At 68.3% G+C, this 15401-nt stretch carries 15 protein-coding genes, 1 pseudogene and 1 other annotated feature; of the genes and pseudogenes, 9 read left to right on the forward strand and 7 right to left on the reverse strand.

Features of this window, described 5'->3' with window-relative positions; genetic code table 11:
• Nucleotides 1–272 precede the first annotated feature (272 nt).
• The 3 genes from ACWIZO_RS20195 (at nt 273) to ACWIZO_RS20205 (ending at nt 2919) form a co-directional block, all read left to right on the forward strand.
• Complete coding sequence (locus ACWIZO_RS20195) at nt 273–1028, forward strand: hypothetical protein (RefSeq protein WP_448639422.1); 756 nt, start codon at nt 273–275, stop codon at nt 1026–1028.
• 671 nt (nt 1029–1699) lie between these two features.
• A complete protein-coding gene (locus ACWIZO_RS20200; protein ID WP_448639423.1) occupies nt 1700–2149 on the forward strand; it encodes a hypothetical protein in 450 nt (149 codons plus the stop codon).
• A gap of 11 nt (nt 2150–2160) precedes the next feature.
• Nucleotides 2161–2919, forward strand: a complete 759-nt coding sequence (locus ACWIZO_RS20205; RefSeq protein WP_448639424.1) for a hypothetical protein — start codon at nt 2161–2163, stop codon at nt 2917–2919.
• Between the two features lie 87 nt (nt 2920–3006).
• Here ACWIZO_RS20205 and ACWIZO_RS20210 read toward each other — a convergent pair.
• The 6 genes and pseudogenes from ACWIZO_RS20210 to ACWIZO_RS20235 all read right to left on the reverse strand — a co-directional run.
• Nucleotides 3007–3351 (reverse strand): annotated as a pseudogene (locus ACWIZO_RS20210) (IS982 family transposase); the annotation flags it as partial.
• A 236-nt stretch (nt 3352–3587) separates the two neighbouring features.
• Nucleotides 3588–4217: a hypothetical protein gene (locus tag ACWIZO_RS20215; protein ID WP_448639425.1), complete on the reverse strand. Its 630-nt coding sequence runs from the start codon at nt 4215–4217 to the stop codon at nt 3588–3590.
• Nucleotides 4214–4840, reverse strand: coding sequence for an IS3 family transposase (locus ACWIZO_RS20220; RefSeq protein WP_448639426.1), 627 nt, complete (start codon nt 4838–4840; stop codon nt 4214–4216). The genes ACWIZO_RS20215 and ACWIZO_RS20220 overlap by 4 nt, the downstream gene beginning before the upstream one ends.
• Nucleotides 4748–4879: a sequence feature (AL1L pseudoknot), on the reverse strand. (Overlaps the previous gene by 93 nt.)
• Entirely contained in the window at nt 4837–5157 is a 321-nt protein-coding gene (locus ACWIZO_RS20225) for a transposase (RefSeq protein ID WP_448639427.1), read from the reverse strand. It overlaps the preceding feature by 43 nt. The genes ACWIZO_RS20220 and ACWIZO_RS20225 overlap by 4 nt, the downstream gene beginning before the upstream one ends.
• A 154-nt stretch (nt 5158–5311) precedes the next feature.
• Nucleotides 5312–6235, reverse strand: a complete 924-nt coding sequence (locus tag ACWIZO_RS20230) for an IS5 family transposase (RefSeq protein WP_448639428.1) — start codon at nt 6233–6235, stop codon at nt 5312–5314.
• Nucleotides 6236–6666: 431 nt separating this feature from the next.
• Nucleotides 6667–6858 carry a hypothetical protein gene (locus ACWIZO_RS20235; protein ID WP_448639429.1) on the reverse strand — a complete coding sequence of 64 codons (192 nt, stop codon included), beginning with the start codon at nt 6856–6858 and terminating at the stop codon, nt 6667–6669.
• A gap of 368 nt (nt 6859–7226) precedes the next feature.
• Between ACWIZO_RS20235 and ACWIZO_RS20240 the strand changes: the two genes are divergently transcribed.
• The 6 genes from ACWIZO_RS20240 (at nt 7227) to ACWIZO_RS20265 (ending at nt 14038) form a co-directional block, all read left to right on the forward strand.
• The gene (locus ACWIZO_RS20240) at nt 7227–8735 is read left to right on the forward strand and encodes a hypothetical protein (RefSeq protein WP_448639430.1); all 1509 of its coding nucleotides are present in this window, start codon (nt 7227–7229) and stop codon (nt 8733–8735) included.
• A gap of 3 nt (nt 8736–8738) precedes the next feature.
• Nucleotides 8739–8978 carry a hypothetical protein gene (locus ACWIZO_RS20245; RefSeq protein ID WP_448639431.1) on the forward strand — a complete coding sequence of 80 codons (240 nt, stop codon included), beginning with the start codon at nt 8739–8741 and terminating at the stop codon, nt 8976–8978.
• Nucleotides 8979–8998: 20 nt separating this feature from the next.
• Nucleotides 8999–9727, forward strand: coding sequence for a hypothetical protein (locus ACWIZO_RS20250; RefSeq protein ID WP_448639432.1), 729 nt, complete (start codon nt 8999–9001; stop codon nt 9725–9727).
• A gap of 52 nt (nt 9728–9779) precedes the next feature.
• The gene (locus ACWIZO_RS20255) at nt 9780–10883 is read left to right on the forward strand and encodes an ImmA/IrrE family metallo-endopeptidase (RefSeq protein WP_448639433.1); all 1104 of its coding nucleotides are present in this window, start codon (nt 9780–9782) and stop codon (nt 10881–10883) included.
• Nucleotides 10884–11007: 124 nt separating this feature from the next.
• Entirely contained in the window at nt 11008–12207 is a 1200-nt protein-coding gene (locus tag ACWIZO_RS20260) for a hypothetical protein (protein WP_448639434.1), read from the forward strand.
• A gap of 1 nt (nt 12208) precedes the next feature.
• Nucleotides 12209–14038, forward strand: a complete 1830-nt coding sequence (locus ACWIZO_RS20265; RefSeq protein WP_448639435.1) for an ATP-binding protein — start codon at nt 12209–12211, stop codon at nt 14036–14038.
• Here ACWIZO_RS20265 and ACWIZO_RS20270 read toward each other — a convergent pair.
• The gene (locus ACWIZO_RS20270) at nt 14035–15390 is read right to left on the reverse strand and encodes a DNA methyltransferase (RefSeq protein ID WP_448639436.1); all 1356 of its coding nucleotides are present in this window, start codon (nt 15388–15390) and stop codon (nt 14035–14037) included. The genes ACWIZO_RS20265 and ACWIZO_RS20270 overlap by 4 nt on opposite strands.
• Between the last annotated feature and the right edge of the window lie 11 nt (nt 15391–15401).

The following is a 15401-nucleotide window of genomic DNA, read 5'->3' on the forward strand; positions in this document are numbered from 1 at the left end:
GGACGTGCTGCCGGGCCTCCGATCGGACACGGGTGACGTGCAGGGATCGGAGAGGTCGGGGCCGGCGCAACCGGGGCGTGCTGGCGGGACGCGTCCCTGTGACGTGCCGTCTGTCGGCCGAGGCGCCAATCGGACAGCGGCAGCGGTCCGTGCCACCTCTCGTGTGGTCCCAGCGGAGACCCGGGGGACCTCGTCGACGGCGCGTTCTCAGGCCTGTGCCGGGCCGGCCGGCGCCGACAGCGAAGGGTCCGATGGTGGCAGCATCCGGCGACATGGACGCCCCTGCGCCGCACCGCTTCGTGGCCCGTGTCATCGAGGAGGCCGAGAACAAGATCCACGATGACGGCGTCGCCCGGCGGTTCGGCTTCTCCGGCGCGCTGGTGCCCGGGGTGGAGCTCTTCGCCCGCACGACCACGCCCTTGGTGGCGGCTTGGGGAGAGGAGTGGCTGTCCGGCGGGCGGGTTGATCTGCGTTTCCGTCGGCCGGTCTACGACGGCGAGGAGTTGCTCGTCGACGTGACCGGTGGCCAGCTGACCGTCACCGGCGCGGACGGTGAGGTGCGCTGCCTGGGCTCGACCGGTCGCACGGGGGACCGCCCCGACCTCGCCGACTTCGCGGAGGTGTCAGCTGCCGGCGAGCCAGTGATCGACCCGGTCGCCGGGCCGTTCGGCAGCGTCCACGAGGCCGGCACCGTCGAGGAGAACGAGTGGTACCTCGATGCGATCGGCGAACCATTGCCGCTGTACCGGGAGAGGTTGTGGGCGCATCCCGGTCTGTTGCTGCGCCTGGTCAACAAGCTGCTCATGCACAACGTCGCCCTCGGACCGTGGATCCACACCGCGAGCGACTGCACTTTTCTCGGCATCGTCCGGCTGCCTGCGCAGATGACCGTGCACGGACGCGTCACCGACGTGGGCCGGCGCGGCCGGCACGAGGAAGTCCGCTACGACGCTCTGGTCCTGGCCGACGCCGAGCCCGTGCTGCACGTCCACCACACCGCGCTCTACCGGCTCTCCACCACGGCCTGACGCCGGCCGGCGGTCAGCCGTCGGACATCGAGGCACGACTGGCGCGCTCCTGGCGGACGACCGGGCGGCAGGAGGGGCCCGCGGCCCGCCGACGGGCTGTCCTGCACTGCCGGCGCTCCGCGTGACCAGCTGGGTGCTGTGGCTGCCACCGGAGGAAGCCCCGCAGGGTCATCGCGCCGTGTCCACCGTGTCGCGTCGGGGGCCAGCAGGCAGCCGGAGTCCGCCGTCGCGTCCGGTGAGGACGGCGGCGCCCGACATGGCGACCAGGAGGCCGGCGATGAGCACCGGTGTCGCCCGTATGTGGCGCGACTGGGTGCGGCTGCGCGAAGGCGGTCCGGCAGCACAGCCGCCGGGTGATGGCCTGGGTGCTCCGGAGCCCTGCATGACCACGCCCCGGGCTCCTGACCTGCAGAAGACCGGGGCGATCCTGTGTCCGAGGGGCGACTCGCTACATACGCACACGACTCGTCGGGTGGCGGTGAGCCGTCATCGGTGTCCGAGGCGCGTCACGCTGCCCGAGCCCACGAGCGACCCGGCCGTGTGACCGGCCCCACGACGTCTGGGAGGGACTCGACGGAGGTGGTTCAACTGAGGCTGAGGTCGCCTGATTGAAATTGCGGCTGGGACAGAGCCGCTTCTGTTAAACCGAAGGCGAGGCTAGCGTCGACTAGGTGGCGACGACCTCAGAGGAGTGGCTGGAGGCCTACGCGCAGCAGCAACTGGCTACTCAACGGGCGACGGCAGACGACGCCAAGCTTGTCGCCACCTTCGCCGCAGCCCTCGCCGGCAGTCTCTTAGCGTCGGCCCTGCAGGAAGGTGAGAAGCCTTCGGGCTGGGACTGGGTATCGAGTGTTGCACTTAGCCTGACGGTTTTACTGACCCTGCTTGTGACGGTGATCCTCGACCGTTTCGAGGAGCCGGACTACGCGAAGGTTCAACAATCAGCACTCCAGGGGAGCTGGAGCGACGCTCACCAGCTTTTCGAGCTTCGCCAGGCTACAATCGCTGCGCGTAACGTCAACCAGGCGGTCGTTACCAAGATCATTTTTACCATGTGGGCGCAGCTCCTTGCTGCGGTGTTCACTGGTGCGACGGCGGCGCTCTCAATGCTGCTGGGCTGACGGGAGCTTCGATGAGCGAGAAAGCGACGAGCGACGAAGCGACGAGCGACGAATTGATGACCCGGGTGACCGGCTGGGGCTTCCTCCGGCTCCCAGGAGAGCTTGGACGCAGGCAAGAGGCACACAAGCAGGCTCGAGAGGCCCTGTTGATCGCCCGTGGGTCGGTGAAGGACAAGCGGACGGTCCCCGTGGACTGGAATGACGGCGCGGCGACGCCAGTCGTGGAACCGACGGAAGTCGAGCCTAGCGCGATACCGACGGAGGCTGAGCCTTCCGGGCCGTCAACCGCCGTTCCGCCGCCGGATCCGGAGTCGAGTATGCGATCCAATCCACCAGAGGTCGTTCCCCCTGAGGTCAAGAAGACTAGGCGGCTTAGCAAGCAGGAGGAATCGAGCCTGCGGGCGAAGCTGAGCCATCGGAGTTTCGCGTCCCTTATGCCTACAGGAGGCGTGGAGTTTATCCACAACCCCGAGGCGACTGATCCCCGGCTTCGCTTCATCGCCCGATTCGCCATCCCAGCCGAGGTGGCCGCCTCGCTTGCTGATCAGCGATCCGCGTTGCGTGAAATCGAACGTGATCTCGAAGCCATGATAGAAGTCCAATCGTTCGAGAACGTTGTTTACGTCGCCGCTGCCAACGAGAAGGCGATGAATCGTGCAGTCGACTCAATTCATAGGCTGGCTGGGCTTAATGTCAGCCCCCGAATGCCGAGGCGACAAGTTACCGCTCGGCGCACCCGCCGTAGCTCGGGTCCGGACCTTTCCCGGTAGTGCGGTGCCTGATGTCTCCGTAATTTCTTGCGGTCACCGTCCACTCGAACCACGCGTCAGCATCTAGACGAATGAGTCCGAAGTCGGTCAGTGGTCGTAGGCGATCAGTGATCGGGTGACGGGCAGGCCGGTGGCGCAGTTGTGCCAGATGGCGGCGGTGAGCGCCATCAAGCGCTGGGCGACTCGGGTGGCCACGCCGGTGATCGTGCGGCCGCCGTGCAGTTTTGGGTCGAGTTAGCCTTTGAGGGTGTCGTAGACCGACCCGATGAGCTGGCGGATCGGGGCGAGCAGGGCCTGACCGGGGCGAGGCGTGCAGTGGCGCAGCGACGGGAGCAGCAGATCGGCGCCGCGGGCGTGTAGGTAGTCGTCGAGCTCGGCGGAGATGTAGCCCTTGTCGGCCAGCAGGAGCAGCTCCGGGCGCTCGGCTATTAGGTGCGGCTCCTCATCGAGCATGCACAGCGCCCGTACCGGCGGGGCTAGATGCTACATACGCACGTAGTCCCGACCCTGATGTGGCGCCCACTCGCCCAACTATGCACGGTGTCGATCAGCTCAGATGACGCTGCGTGATGCTCGCCGCCACGCCGATTGGCGGATCTAACCCGGTGGGGGATCCCTGCCGCTTGGAGGAGACACCTCTGCACCTACCAACCCGATCGACGGATGGGTCAGCGTCGGCGGGTGGTGCGGTGCCACAGGCGCCGGAGGAGGCCCGAGGGGAGCGACGGCTCGGTTTTCGCGAAGCGCGGTGCAAGGTTGACGGGCGCGCTCGAAGGTGGCTGCACTGTGCGGCCAAGGAGGGAGCCGATTGAAGGCGCTCCGGCGTCGGAGGGCGCCGTTGCCCTAGACCGCTGACGATGGACGACCTCCCATTTCACACTCCAGTGGTCGATCACGGTGTCGAATACCGTGTCGGTGAACGTGTACTGGACGCCGGCTGGCTCGCGGAGCACTGTGAGGTGGTCCCCCTGACGCCACTCCTCGAGCTTCGGACAGTGGCGCAGCGCCAAGCCAAGACACCGCTCATGAAGCAAGGTGTCCTGGTTGAAACCTGCCGCGGCGTTGCATCGACCGCCGCTCGGTAGACCGAAGGGGCGGTCGTCGAGCACTGCTCCGCAGATCTGGCACTTGCGCAAGCGCACGCATTCGCGACGCCGGTCGCCGTTGAAGTTGCCCACAAAGTTGTGGGGATCGTTCTGGATGTAGAGAGTGGGAAGCCCTTGGCAGTTGCGGGGACGCGGCCAGCCTGCATCCAGGGCTGACGACGAGCAGGTGCAGGCGTCGACGGGGAAAGTCACAGGAGCATCGTCGCTGACACCGTCGAAGGTTCCTGTGATGAGAGTCGGCGCCGCGCGTCGCGTCGGGACCACAGGCCCATCTCCAGGGCATCGAGGGCCAGGTCGGTGCGCAGCGACTTCGACAGCTGCCAGCCGACCACGTGGCGGGAGTGCACGTCGATGACGAAGGCGGCGTACACCCAGCCAGCGAAGGTTCGGCAGTAGGTGATGTCGGCGACCCACAATTGGGCCGGCGCGGTCGCGGTGAACGCGCGGTCGACCAGGTCCGGGCGGGTGTCCGGCCCGGAGCCGGGCACGGTGGTGCGCGGCCCCTTGGCCCGGCTGATCCCTCGCAGGTTCGCGGCCTTCATCAGCCGGGCGACGGTGCAGCGGGCCACCGGATGGCCTTGCCGGCGCAGCTCGGCGTGCATCTTGCGGGTGCCGTAGACGCCGAGGTTCTCCGCGTGCACCCGCTCGATCTCCCGTGTGGTCGCCACGTCGCTGATCGACCGAGCAGAGGGCGGGCGGGTCTTGACGGCGTAGTAGGTGCGCGGGGCGATCTGCACGCCGGAGTCCTTCAACACGGCGCAGACCGGCTCAACCCCGAACTCGTCCTTGTGGGCGTCGAGGTAGTCGACGATCACTTCAGTCGGCGGTCGAGCTCCGCCTGGGCGAAAAACGCCGACGCGGTCTTGAGGATCTCGTTCGCCCGGCGCAGCTCACGGTTCTCCCGTTCCAGCTCGGCGATCCGAGCCGCGTCGTCGGTCGTGGTGCCGGGGCGGACGCCGCCGTCAATCTCAACCTGGGTGACCCAGTTGCGCAGCGTCTCGGGGTTGATGCCCAACTGCTTACCGATCCGGGCGAGCGCCCCGGCGCGGGTCGCTGGGTCCCGCCGGGCCTCCACCGCCATTCGGGTCGCCCGCTCACGCAGTTCGTCGGGGTACTTCCTCGGTGCCGCCATGACTCTCATCCTTCCGGCGAATGAGAGCCTCCATCAGACCCGGCGCGGGACACCGAGATGCACGTTGGGCCGCAATGATTGGCACCGGCTGGCTGACTCGTCCAGTACTCGAGCGCCGGTTCGAGTACCGGATCGGCGTCCGCGTACTTGCCTGTTAGGCCCTGTTTGAAAGGTCGCGCAGCCAGATGTCGATGTCGCTGATCTGGACGGTGGCCTCGTAGCGGACGGCGAGCTTGTCGTAGCGGGTAGCGAAGCCGCGGTGCTGTTTGTGCAGGTTGATCCCGCATTCGACGGCATGCCGCTGCCGGTAGCGGGCCGGGTCGAACGTCGGCGGTCGACCGCCGGCGGAGCCCTTCTTGCGCCGGTTGGCCTGCTGGTCGGCCTTGACCGGGATGGTCGCCGGGATGCCGCGGCGGCGCAGATAGGCGCGGTTGGCCCGGCTGGAGTAGGCCTTGTCGGCCAGCACCCGATCCGGTCGGGTGCGCGGGCGACCCGGACCGGTGCGGTGTGGCACCCCGATCCGCTCGAGCACGGTGGTGAACTGCGGGCTGTCGGCCGCCTGCCCGGGGGTGAGCGCGGTGGCCAGCGTCTTGCGGCCGGCCTCGACGGCCAGGTGCACCTTCGTCGACAAGCCACCGCGGGAGCGGCCCAGCGCGTGATCGGGCGGCTCCCCGGCCGGCGGAGTGCGCTGGGCTTCGGGATGACGGCGGGCGCCGGCGGCGTGCTGATGCGCCCGGTTGACCGTGGAGTCCACCGACACCACCCACTCGATTCCTCCGGCCTCCTCGCCCAGCGCCCGTAGTCCGGTGAGGATCGCGGTCCACCGGCCGGCCAGCTGCCAGGCGCGGAACAGTCCGTAGATGCTCTGCCAGGTGCCGTAGCGCTCGGGCACGTCCCGCCACGGGCAACCGGTCCGGGTGCGGAAGCGGATGCCGTCGACGAGCTGGCGCAGGGTCCATTTCCGGGGTCTGCCGGGCTTCCTGCCGACCGGGAGCAGCGACTCCAGCAGCGAGGCGAGGATCGCCCACTGCTCGTCGGTCAGGTCATGGCGGGCACCGGCGGGTAGGGTGCCGTCCACGAGGTCTCCGTGGTGAGGGTCTTCTTGGTCGTTGATCCCTCTACCGGAGACCTCGCCTTTTCTCCGGCACCGACACGCCGCCCCCAGCCCCCGAGCAACTTCTCAAACAGGGCCTAGTCCGGGCCTCCGACGCCTGATGCGCCTGGCGAGCAACTGGCCCATTCGCAGCCCTGCAAGAGTGGCCGCTGTCGGTCGAGGTTGGCGACAGCCTGCAACTGAGGGGGCCGTCCGTGCAGACGGATCGGTCACCCTGTTCAATCGGTCACCCTGTTCAGCCGATGGTGGGGGAGCGGCTTGCGGTGCTGCCCCAGTCCGGCGGTTGGAGACCCCCGCATCCCGTGGGGCCTGCGTCCTGGCTTCCGGCGATCCTCCAGTCCTCACGAAGGTTGACCGAACAAGGACGTCCGGCCGCTCCGGTGCCACGTCCGCGGTCAGCGGGCGGGCGGGCTGGCCAGCAGCCGGGTCCGGAGTCGGTGCAGGCGGGGCATCAGCCCGTACATCACGATCGGGACGGCGATTATCGCGACGATGACGGTGCGCAGCACGACCGGGGTGTCGGCGAGCAGGCTGCTCAGGCCGATATTGAGCACGGTCAGGGTGGGCAGGACGGCCAGCCAGATCATCAGCGCCACCATCACGCTCACCGTCTACCAGCACGTGCACCCGAGCATGGGCCGCGAGGCGGCCGAGCGGTTCGCCGCGATGCTCGACGGCTGACCAGAGCGCCGGGAAGTATCAAGGTGGTATCACGAAGGCCCCAGAGGCCGAGACATGAACGCGCCCCGGGCTTGTGACCTGCAGGAACACCGGGGCGATGCTGTGTCCGAGGGGCGACACGGTACTTCCGCACACGCTTGCCCGGATGACTAGTTGATGATCCGCATCACCGGGTGGTCCTCGCCGAGCAGGCGACGCTTGATGGGCCAAGGCGTCTGGAGCCAATCCGGGCTTGGTCTGGTTGTCCCGGCGGGGCGCGGATCATCGCCCGGTCGTGCAGGTTGGCCGCAACCTCGTAGTCGGGGCCGGCCCGAAGCGGGTCTGCCAGGGCGACAGAGCCTGGTTTGACCAGCGCCGCTGCTTCGTCGAGCCGGGCCTGCCCGGCGGGAGCGGCACGAAGGACGGCGATGTCGGCTGCCACGCCGTTAAGATCGGGTTCCGTGGCTTCGAGCGCCTCAGCTGGAGGCCCTGCGCGCAGGGCCCTCAGCGACCTTGTAACTCTGCCGGGGTCGACCACGATCATGACCACGATCACCGGAACTGCCACGGTCTCGGGTTTACCCACCTGGCCTTCGCGGAGAGTCGGCTCGGCGGAGTGGCCAGGAATCCGCTGACCGTCGGGATCGGCACGATCGCGCTCGACCTGACCCGCCCGCCTGACGTGCGATCTGTCCAGTTGTGTCGTCATCCGAGTCCGGCTCCGGAAGGAGGTGGTGACGCCGCCGGCTCGGCGGCAGTCACAACGGAAGGCAGGTCGATGACCGCTCACCTTGCTTCAGTGTCCCGACCGACGGTGACCGTGGCCGGCAGCTCCCTCTACATCCGAGAAATCTCCTGCTCGGACCGCGACCTAGTCGCCCTCGTGGACGGCGCGGATGATCCCGAGGGGGTCGTGCAGCGCACCCTGTCCACCGGCGCGCGAGCACTCGCGATAGCTCAGGTAACCGTCGATACCGCGGTGGTCGAACAATCCTTCGCCGCACTGGAGCGGCAGTTGCGGGACTTCATTGACGGCGCGGATGCCCGAGTTCGGGGCACCGCTGCCGACGTGCTGGATCACCCCGAACGTGGTATCTCGGCGACGTTGGGATCGTGGAAGGCTGACATCTCGTCGCTGCTTGCGCGAACCTTCGACCCGCAGTACACGGACGGCGCTTTCGGGAACCTCGACAAGGTGCTGCGCGAGGCGTCCGATCGGCAGCTGTCCGCCACTCGCCGCCTTCTTAATCCGGAGGCCGATGACAGCCCCTTGTCCCGCGTGCTCGCCGGCGTTCGCGATCAGGTAGCGACGGTCCTCGACGCCGTGGCCCGCTTGGCTGAACAGATTTCGAGTGACAAGGCGGCTGCCGCCGCCACCGCGGTCGCGCTTGAGCGCAGTGCCGTGAAAGGCATGGCCTTCGAGGATCAGGTCACCGTGGCGGTCACCTCCCTCGCCGCCGAACGCGGCGACGTGGCCGAGGGCGTCGGACGGCTGCAGGGGACGGGCGGTGGCCGGGTTGGCGACATCGTGGTTCAGGTCGATCCCGACAGCCTTGGAGGGCTGTCGGGTGGTTACGTCCTCGAATGCAAGGATCGCCGGCTGAGCCTGACCGCAGCGTTGGCCGAACTTCGACGTGCCGCGGACAACCGTGAGGCCAGCGCCGCGATCGGTGTCTTTTCCAGCATCGAGAACTGTCCCACCGGTGCACCTTTCGGTGTCTTCGATGATCGGGCGATCGTCGTCTACGACAAGACGCATGCCGATCCGACCGCGCTGCGACTGGCGTGCGCCTGGGCACGGTGAATTGTGCAGCGCAGCCGCCGCTCCACCGGGCAGGACCTGGACCTAGAACTGATCGGGAGACTCATCGACCAGGCGCGCCGGGGACTGGACCGTTTGAGCAGCATCAAGCGCGCCCATACGGCCGCAGTCAGAAAGATCGACGAAGCGGGCGGCCACCTGGCCGAACTCCACGCCGAGGTTGCGCTCGCACTCGATCGCATCGAGGCGGCCCTGTCGCCCGCCCGGGCCGACCGCACCGCGTAGTCGCCCGGTGGCGAGCCGCATTGACCCTCGATCCGGTCACCGCCACGCTGGTCACCCGTGAGTCCGCTGTTCTCGGCCACCTGTGGCAGCCCGCGTGGAAGGCGGTGACCGTGGCCGCTGGGCCCGATCTGCAGCAGCAGGCGCTGGAGATTCATCGCAGGCTGCTGCGTGGTGATCCGACCGCGTCCCTCGACGCGGCCGAGCTGCTCGAACCGCTGACGTTTCGGCTGCGCCTCAAGTGGCCGGGGCCGGACTACGCGGAGGCCTGCGGCGATGCTGCCGTGGAAGTTCTCGTCGGCTACCTGCAGGCGCCCGACCGCTACGACCCGACGCGCTCGGCCCTGCTCACATGGCTCGTGATGCAGGCGCACGGCGACTTGCTCAACGCATACGCATCTCCACAGAAACGGTTCGAACGTGCATGGTTGGTCGAATCGTCGCTCGTCTCCGACGCCACCGATGAAAAAGCTCCCAGCGCTATCGGTGACCACATCCCCTCATTCGACACAGTGCCCAGCCTCACGAAGTCGACGGTGCTGACGGCAGTAGCGGACGCGTTCCCCGAGGAACGCGACCGCCAACTGATTTGGCTGATGTGCGTGGAAGGTTCCCGTTCCACGGACGAGGCGGCCAAGGTGCTCCAGCTGCTCGATTTGCCGCCCGATGAACGGGCGCGGGCGGTGCGACGTCACAAGGACCGGATCATGCAGCGTCTACGGCGCCTCGGATTGGACAAGCGCGATGAGTAACCCAGCGATGCTGGCCCGCACGGCAGCCAGGCTTCGCACCGTTCCCGGATTCATGGCCTACGAACTGGACCGCTATCGCCGACTGACCCTGGCCGAGCCAGCCCAAGACTTTGCGGTGCCCGAGGAACAGCTTCTGCCATTCAGCCTGTGCCGGCGTCCTCGATCCGACCATTACGCGGACGACGTGACCGCTATCGCCGCCCGAAGCGGAGTGCGCCCAGAGACGGTGGCCAACATCCTCCGGGCCACCGAGGTTGTCTCGGTGCTGGCCGCCCGGCAGCGGGACACGCCCGCCTCCTCGGGCATGCTGACCGCTGCCCGCGACCACGCCGCCGAACAGACCGTCTTTGAGGAACCGGCGGGCGTGCCGACGCTGCTGCCCGGGTGGCTCAGTTCCGCCGTGGACCGCTTTTGGGGCGACGACGGGGAGCCGGGGACACGTCCTCGGGAGCTTCTCCTCCCCATCCTGATCAATCTTCCGGTGGCCATCATTGAGATGGAAGGACTCACCGTCCGCAGCCTCGGTGACTGGTTGCAGCGCCGGAATCTGCCTGCGATGGACGCCGTCGTCGATCGTCCACTTCGCGGCTGCCTGGTCGCGCTCGGCGGACTGGGCGTCATCTTCGTCGACCGCACCGATGCCGACGACGAACGCCGGCTGACCCTGGCCCACGAGGTGGGGCACTTCCTGTTGGACTATCTGGTGCCCCGCGAGGATGTGGCCCGTCGACGGCCGGAACTGCTCGACGTTCTCGACGGCGTGCGTGCGCCCACCGACGCCGAGCGCTTCGACGCGTTGCTGGCCGACATTCCGGTCGGCTTCCACACCCACGTGCTAGAGCGGGACGCCCACGGCGGCCACCTGTCCAACAGCACTGCTGAGGTGGAAGATCGGGCCGAACGCTTCGCCCTGGAGCTGCTCGCCCCATTGCGATCCGTGCTGCGCGAGGCGGGTCCGGTCGACGACCGCGACGTCGCGGACCTGCTCCGGCGACGCTTTGGCATCCCGCACGGGGCCGCCACCCGCTACGCCAATCACGTTCGGCGTCTTCGGCCACGCCCGGCAGGCACGTTCTTCGACGCCATCGGCCTGACCCCGCCCAGCCGATTCGAGGACAACGCCGACGCCACCGACCCCGACCGTCCGCAGCCGTGACCGGAGACCGCCGATCCTCAGCCACGTTTTCTCCCCGGCCATGTCGTACTCGGGGGACGGGGCCGGAAGGGAAGTTCATGGACCTCGACCGCCAGCCTGCCCGGGCGCCGAGCCGGAGCCGGACATGAGCCAGCCCGGCCGTCCCGAGGAGACCGACAGGCAGCCGCTAATCGCCGACGACGAGTTCAAGTCGGCCACCGGCGAACCCATCGAGCGCACCCTGGACCTGAGCACCTGGGAGACGGGAGTCGACCTCGGCGCGCTGTACCAACGGCTCGAAGCCGAGGTCGGTCCGGCGGTGGAGCAGGAGCGGCGGATCCAAGACGTGGTGCGCACCAGCATCTTTCCGCTGCTTCGACAGGCGGAGGACGCACCGGCCGAGGCCGGAGTCCACCAAGCCAAGCCCGCTGACCTCGAGGAGGTCCACCGCAAGGTCCTTTTCAGCGGCCGGCTTGACACCTGTGACGGGACGTCGATCACCCACGACACGCTGCTGTTGACGGTCACCCAGATCGGGGTGTGCCTCGTCTCCTACCAGGGGGACGAGCTCGCGCTGTCCCAGCGCCTGTTCCGCCGTGACCTGCGTACGGTGGGCCCGGATCCGGTGGAAGAGGCGAAAGAGCTGCTGGCCCGGCGCAAGGACCGGGCCGCCACCGGTGTCCCCGACAAGCGGGACACCCTCTCCGAGCTGGCCCGTCGGGGCATCATGACCTACGCCGAGCGGGCCACACTGCTGCACCGATCCACGGCCGCCTGGCGGATGGGACACGGCAACATCACCCCGTACGAGCTGCTGACCGGCTCGGGCAACATGGCGCTGCTGACGCAGTCGCTGCAGGTGTTGCGCGACCTGGTGGGCTATCAGCAGTTCGTCTTCGTGCCATCCGCCATCAAGGACCGCCTGTTGCTGACCATCGGCGACGCGCTCGGGCCGGCCGAGTACGCCGTCATCCGCACCGCGGACCAGGCCATGCGGCAGATCGTGGGCAACGGTCGCTACCACCCGGAGTACAAGCGCCAGGCCGACAGCTTCGTGGACGACATCGGCCAGCAGATCGCCGTCGGGGTGTACCGGGCCTCCGCGCACTCGCCTGCCACCCCATTCTTCGCCCACGTCAACCATGTGCACGAGGCGGCGCACATCGCAATCGCCGACTCGCTGCTGCAGGAGCACCGAGGCTTCCCGTTGTCCATCGACCTGGCCGACCGAGCCTGCCAGGCGATGTTCGGCGCCGAGACCTTCGATGACGCCGTCGCCTCGGCCTACCGCCAGCACGGCGAACCCCTGCGTTACCTGCCCGAACGAACCACCAGGGAGAAGTGACATGACAGACGAGCCCACCGCGGCCCCCGGCGACCACGCCCCGGAGGACGATCGCATCGCCGAGCTACGTGCGCTGCCCGCCTGGAACGAGCCCGAGGCCTACCGCGGCAGCGTCGGACGGACCATGTTCGACACTCCCGGGGCCAAGGACAACAGCGTCACCGTGCTGCTGCCCACCGACGCCGTGCAGCAGGTTCCGGCCCAGGCGCTGGTGCGCATCGACAGCCAGCCCGACGGTCGCCGCTACTTGGGCATCGTCGTGGCCGGCCCGTTCGCGGAACCCGACGGGTTGCGCGCTGACACGCCGGCGATCGTCACCACGGCGGTACGCGGCGCAACCTTCATGCCCCGCTACCACGGTCGGGTGCAAGTGGAGCTGATTGGGGAACAGCTGCCCTCGGGCACGCTCGTTCCGCCACGCCTGCGGCCGCTGCCCAACAGCCCCGTGTTCGTGCTCCCGTCCGCAGAGAAGGCGGCGATCCTCCACGTCGAGGGCAGCATGCTGCTCGGCGTCGCCGCAGGCGATGAGCACATCGAGGTCAAGATCCCCGGAGACCGCAAGAGTGTGCTGCCGCGCCACACCGGCGTGCTGGGCACCACCGGCGGCGGCAAGTCGACCACGGTAAGCCGCCTGATCCGAGAGGCCGCCGCAGACGACTACGCGGTCATTCTACTGGACACCGAAGGGGAATACACCCAGATCAACGAGCCGACGGAGGACCCGACGATGCTGGCGGCGCTCGCCCAGCGGGGCCAACGCCCGGAGGGGACACCGCGGACCCGCATCTACACCCTGGTCGGCAAGGAGACCTCCAACCCGGACCACGGCGATGTGGTGCCCTTCACCTTGAGGTTCAACACGATGTCGCCTTTCGTCGTGGAGGAGCTGCTCGACCTCAACGAGGCGCAGAAGCAGCGCTTCGAGAAGGCGTACGACACCACCAAGCACGTCATGCAGGACCTCGGCGTCTTTCCGCGCCCAGACCATCCCGACGACAAGCGGGTCAGCATCGAGCTCGACGAGTTCGACACCGGCTATCCCCGCATGCGCCTGGCCCACCTCTACGACGTCATCGCGTTGATCCACGCCAAGGTCGGCAAGGAGGATCCCGCCGCCGTCTACCTGCGGTCACCCGAATTCCGGGGCGCGGATAAGAAGAAGGTGCTCGACCGCGTCCAAAGCGTGACCGCCGACCACGTGATGTCCTGGCGGGCGCTGCTGGGCAAGGTCGGGCGGCTGATGCGGCTCAACGTCTTTGACCACGCCGACGCGACACCACTGGACTACGACGCGCTGCTGCAGCCCGGCCGGGTGTCCATCTTCGATCTGTCCGACACGGATAGCCCGCTGCTGAACAACCTGGTCATCGCCGACCTGCTGCGCGGCACGCAGCGCAGGCAGGACGAGCACTACCAGGCCAGCCAGCGACCTGGGGGAGCCACGCTGACCAAGACCGTGATCATCATCGAGGAGGCGCACGAGTTCCTCTCCGAGGAGCGGATCACCGCGATGCCCAACCTTTTTCAGCAGGTGGCTCGGATCGCCAAGCGGGGCCGCAAGCGCTGGCTGTCGCTGGTCTTCGTCACCCAGTTGCCCCAGCATCTGCCGCGTCAGGTGCTGGGCCTAGTCAACAACTTCGTGCTGCACAAGATCAGCGATGCGACCACGATCAGCCGTCTCCGCTCGTCGATCGCCGGCATCGATGATGCGCTGTGGCAGCGGCTGCCCGGCTTGGCGCCGGGTCAGGCGATTGTCACCTTCACCTCGATGACCCGCCCGCTGCTGGTGGCCGTCGACGCGACCCCCGCCAAGCTCCGGATGGTTGACTAGCCGATGCCGGTCCCGCCATCGGCGGCCGTGCGGCGGGCCACGATCACGTACTCGGTGCGCATCCGCTCACCGAAGGCGTGTTCCAGGTAGGGCATGACCCGCCGGTGGTCGTGAATGGTCCGAGAGTAGGTGTCCTCGACCGCCAGGCGGCCACCGGAGACCAGCGGGGCCAACGAGGCGAAGACGTCATGTGTCTCGACCCGGACCCGGCGAATGTTGGACGGGCAGACCACGATGACGACGTGGCCGCCGGGGCGGGTGACCCGTGCGCATTCGGCGAGGACGGCGGCCATGTCTCGGAAGTAGCGGTGCACCGTCCAGGCCTTCGCGGGCGCCGCCGCGAGGCGGTGGACCACCTCGTCCACCTGCGGCCAACCGGTGGATGGCGGCAGCGGTCGGGCGGCGGTGGCCTGCGCAAGCGCTGCCCGGTCGGTGCCGATGTAGCGCCGCGCGTCCATGCGGTACTGGTCGATGTCCACTTCCAGGACATCGGACAGCCAGGCGACGGCGAACGCGTGGGCCCGTGGATAGTCCAGCGCGGAGACGTAGGGCGGCGAGAAGAACGTCAGGTCCACCGCCCCGTCGGGGATGGTGAGTGCGCGTGCGTCGGTTCCGGCCAGCCGAACGGTGACTGCTGGCCCGTCGGGGAGCCGGCGGGCCAGGTCCTGCATCATGCCCGCAGCCCTCCGCAGCTGTCGGACAAACCGCCCCGGGACGTCGGGGTTCGTGGTCCATTCGCGAAAGTGGTGGCGGGAATGCACCAGATCGCGCGCGTTGGCGACCGACGTGCGGGCGACGATCAGTGAGGAGAACACCGTCCAGGCCAGGTTCCGCAGGGCGGACTCCGGCGCCGTGGCCTCGGCGATCACGCTCTTCACACGGGCCAGGTCGGCAGATACGTCCTCGCGGAACCAGTACTCCAGCCGGGGAAGGTTCGGACGCCACGAGTCCTCCACGCCGGAGTCGGCCAGGCGCCGCTCGACTGCGTCCGCCAGGGCCACGATCCGGTCGGCGGGCAGCGGTGTCGCCTTGGTCCGAGCGATCAGTCGCGCGAGAGGATCGATGTCGACCCCCCAGGCATGCCGACCGGCGAGCAATCCCTCCACCAGCGTGGTTCCCGAACCGCACATCACGTCCAGGACGTAGTCGCCGGGATCGGTGAAGCTCTGCACCGCCCACTGGGCCAGGGGTGGTGGCAGGCGCGCGGCGAACGCGTGCAGACCGTGCGTGGCGTAGAGGTGCCCGGATGCGCTGAAGTCCAAGGCGCCCGGCGCCAGCGCCCGATCGTGCCGGTGGCAGGTCGTGCCTGCGGTTACGTTGCTGGCGGGCACGCTGGTCAATACCGTCGACACCGGACGATCAT

It is taken from the genome of Geodermatophilus sp. URMC 63 (assembly GCF_053502565.1).

What these genes read in the sequence shown, in the direction of transcription:
- ACWIZO_RS20205 (WP_448639424.1), top strand. Translation starts at nt 2,161, where the DNA reads ATGAGCGAGAAAGCGACGAGCGACGAAGCGACGAGCGACGAATTGATG.
- ACWIZO_RS20255 (WP_448639433.1), top strand. Translation starts at nt 9,780, where the DNA reads ATGGCCTACGAACTGGACCGCTATCGCCGACTGACCCTGGCCGAGCCA.
- ACWIZO_RS20235 (WP_448639429.1), bottom strand. Translation starts at nt 6,858, where the DNA reads ATGATCTGGCTGGCCGTCCTGCCCACCCTGACCGTGCTCAATATCGGC.
- ACWIZO_RS20260 (WP_448639434.1), top strand. Translation starts at nt 11,008, where the DNA reads ATGAGCCAGCCCGGCCGTCCCGAGGAGACCGACAGGCAGCCGCTAATC.
- ACWIZO_RS20265 (WP_448639435.1), top strand. Translation starts at nt 12,209, where the DNA reads ATGACAGACGAGCCCACCGCGGCCCCCGGCGACCACGCCCCGGAGGAC.
- ACWIZO_RS20225 (WP_448639427.1), bottom strand. Translation starts at nt 5,157, where the DNA reads ATGGCGGCACCGAGGAAGTACCCCGACGAACTGCGTGAGCGGGCGACC.
- ACWIZO_RS20195 (WP_448639422.1), top strand. Translation starts at nt 273, where the DNA reads ATGGACGCCCCTGCGCCGCACCGCTTCGTGGCCCGTGTCATCGAGGAG.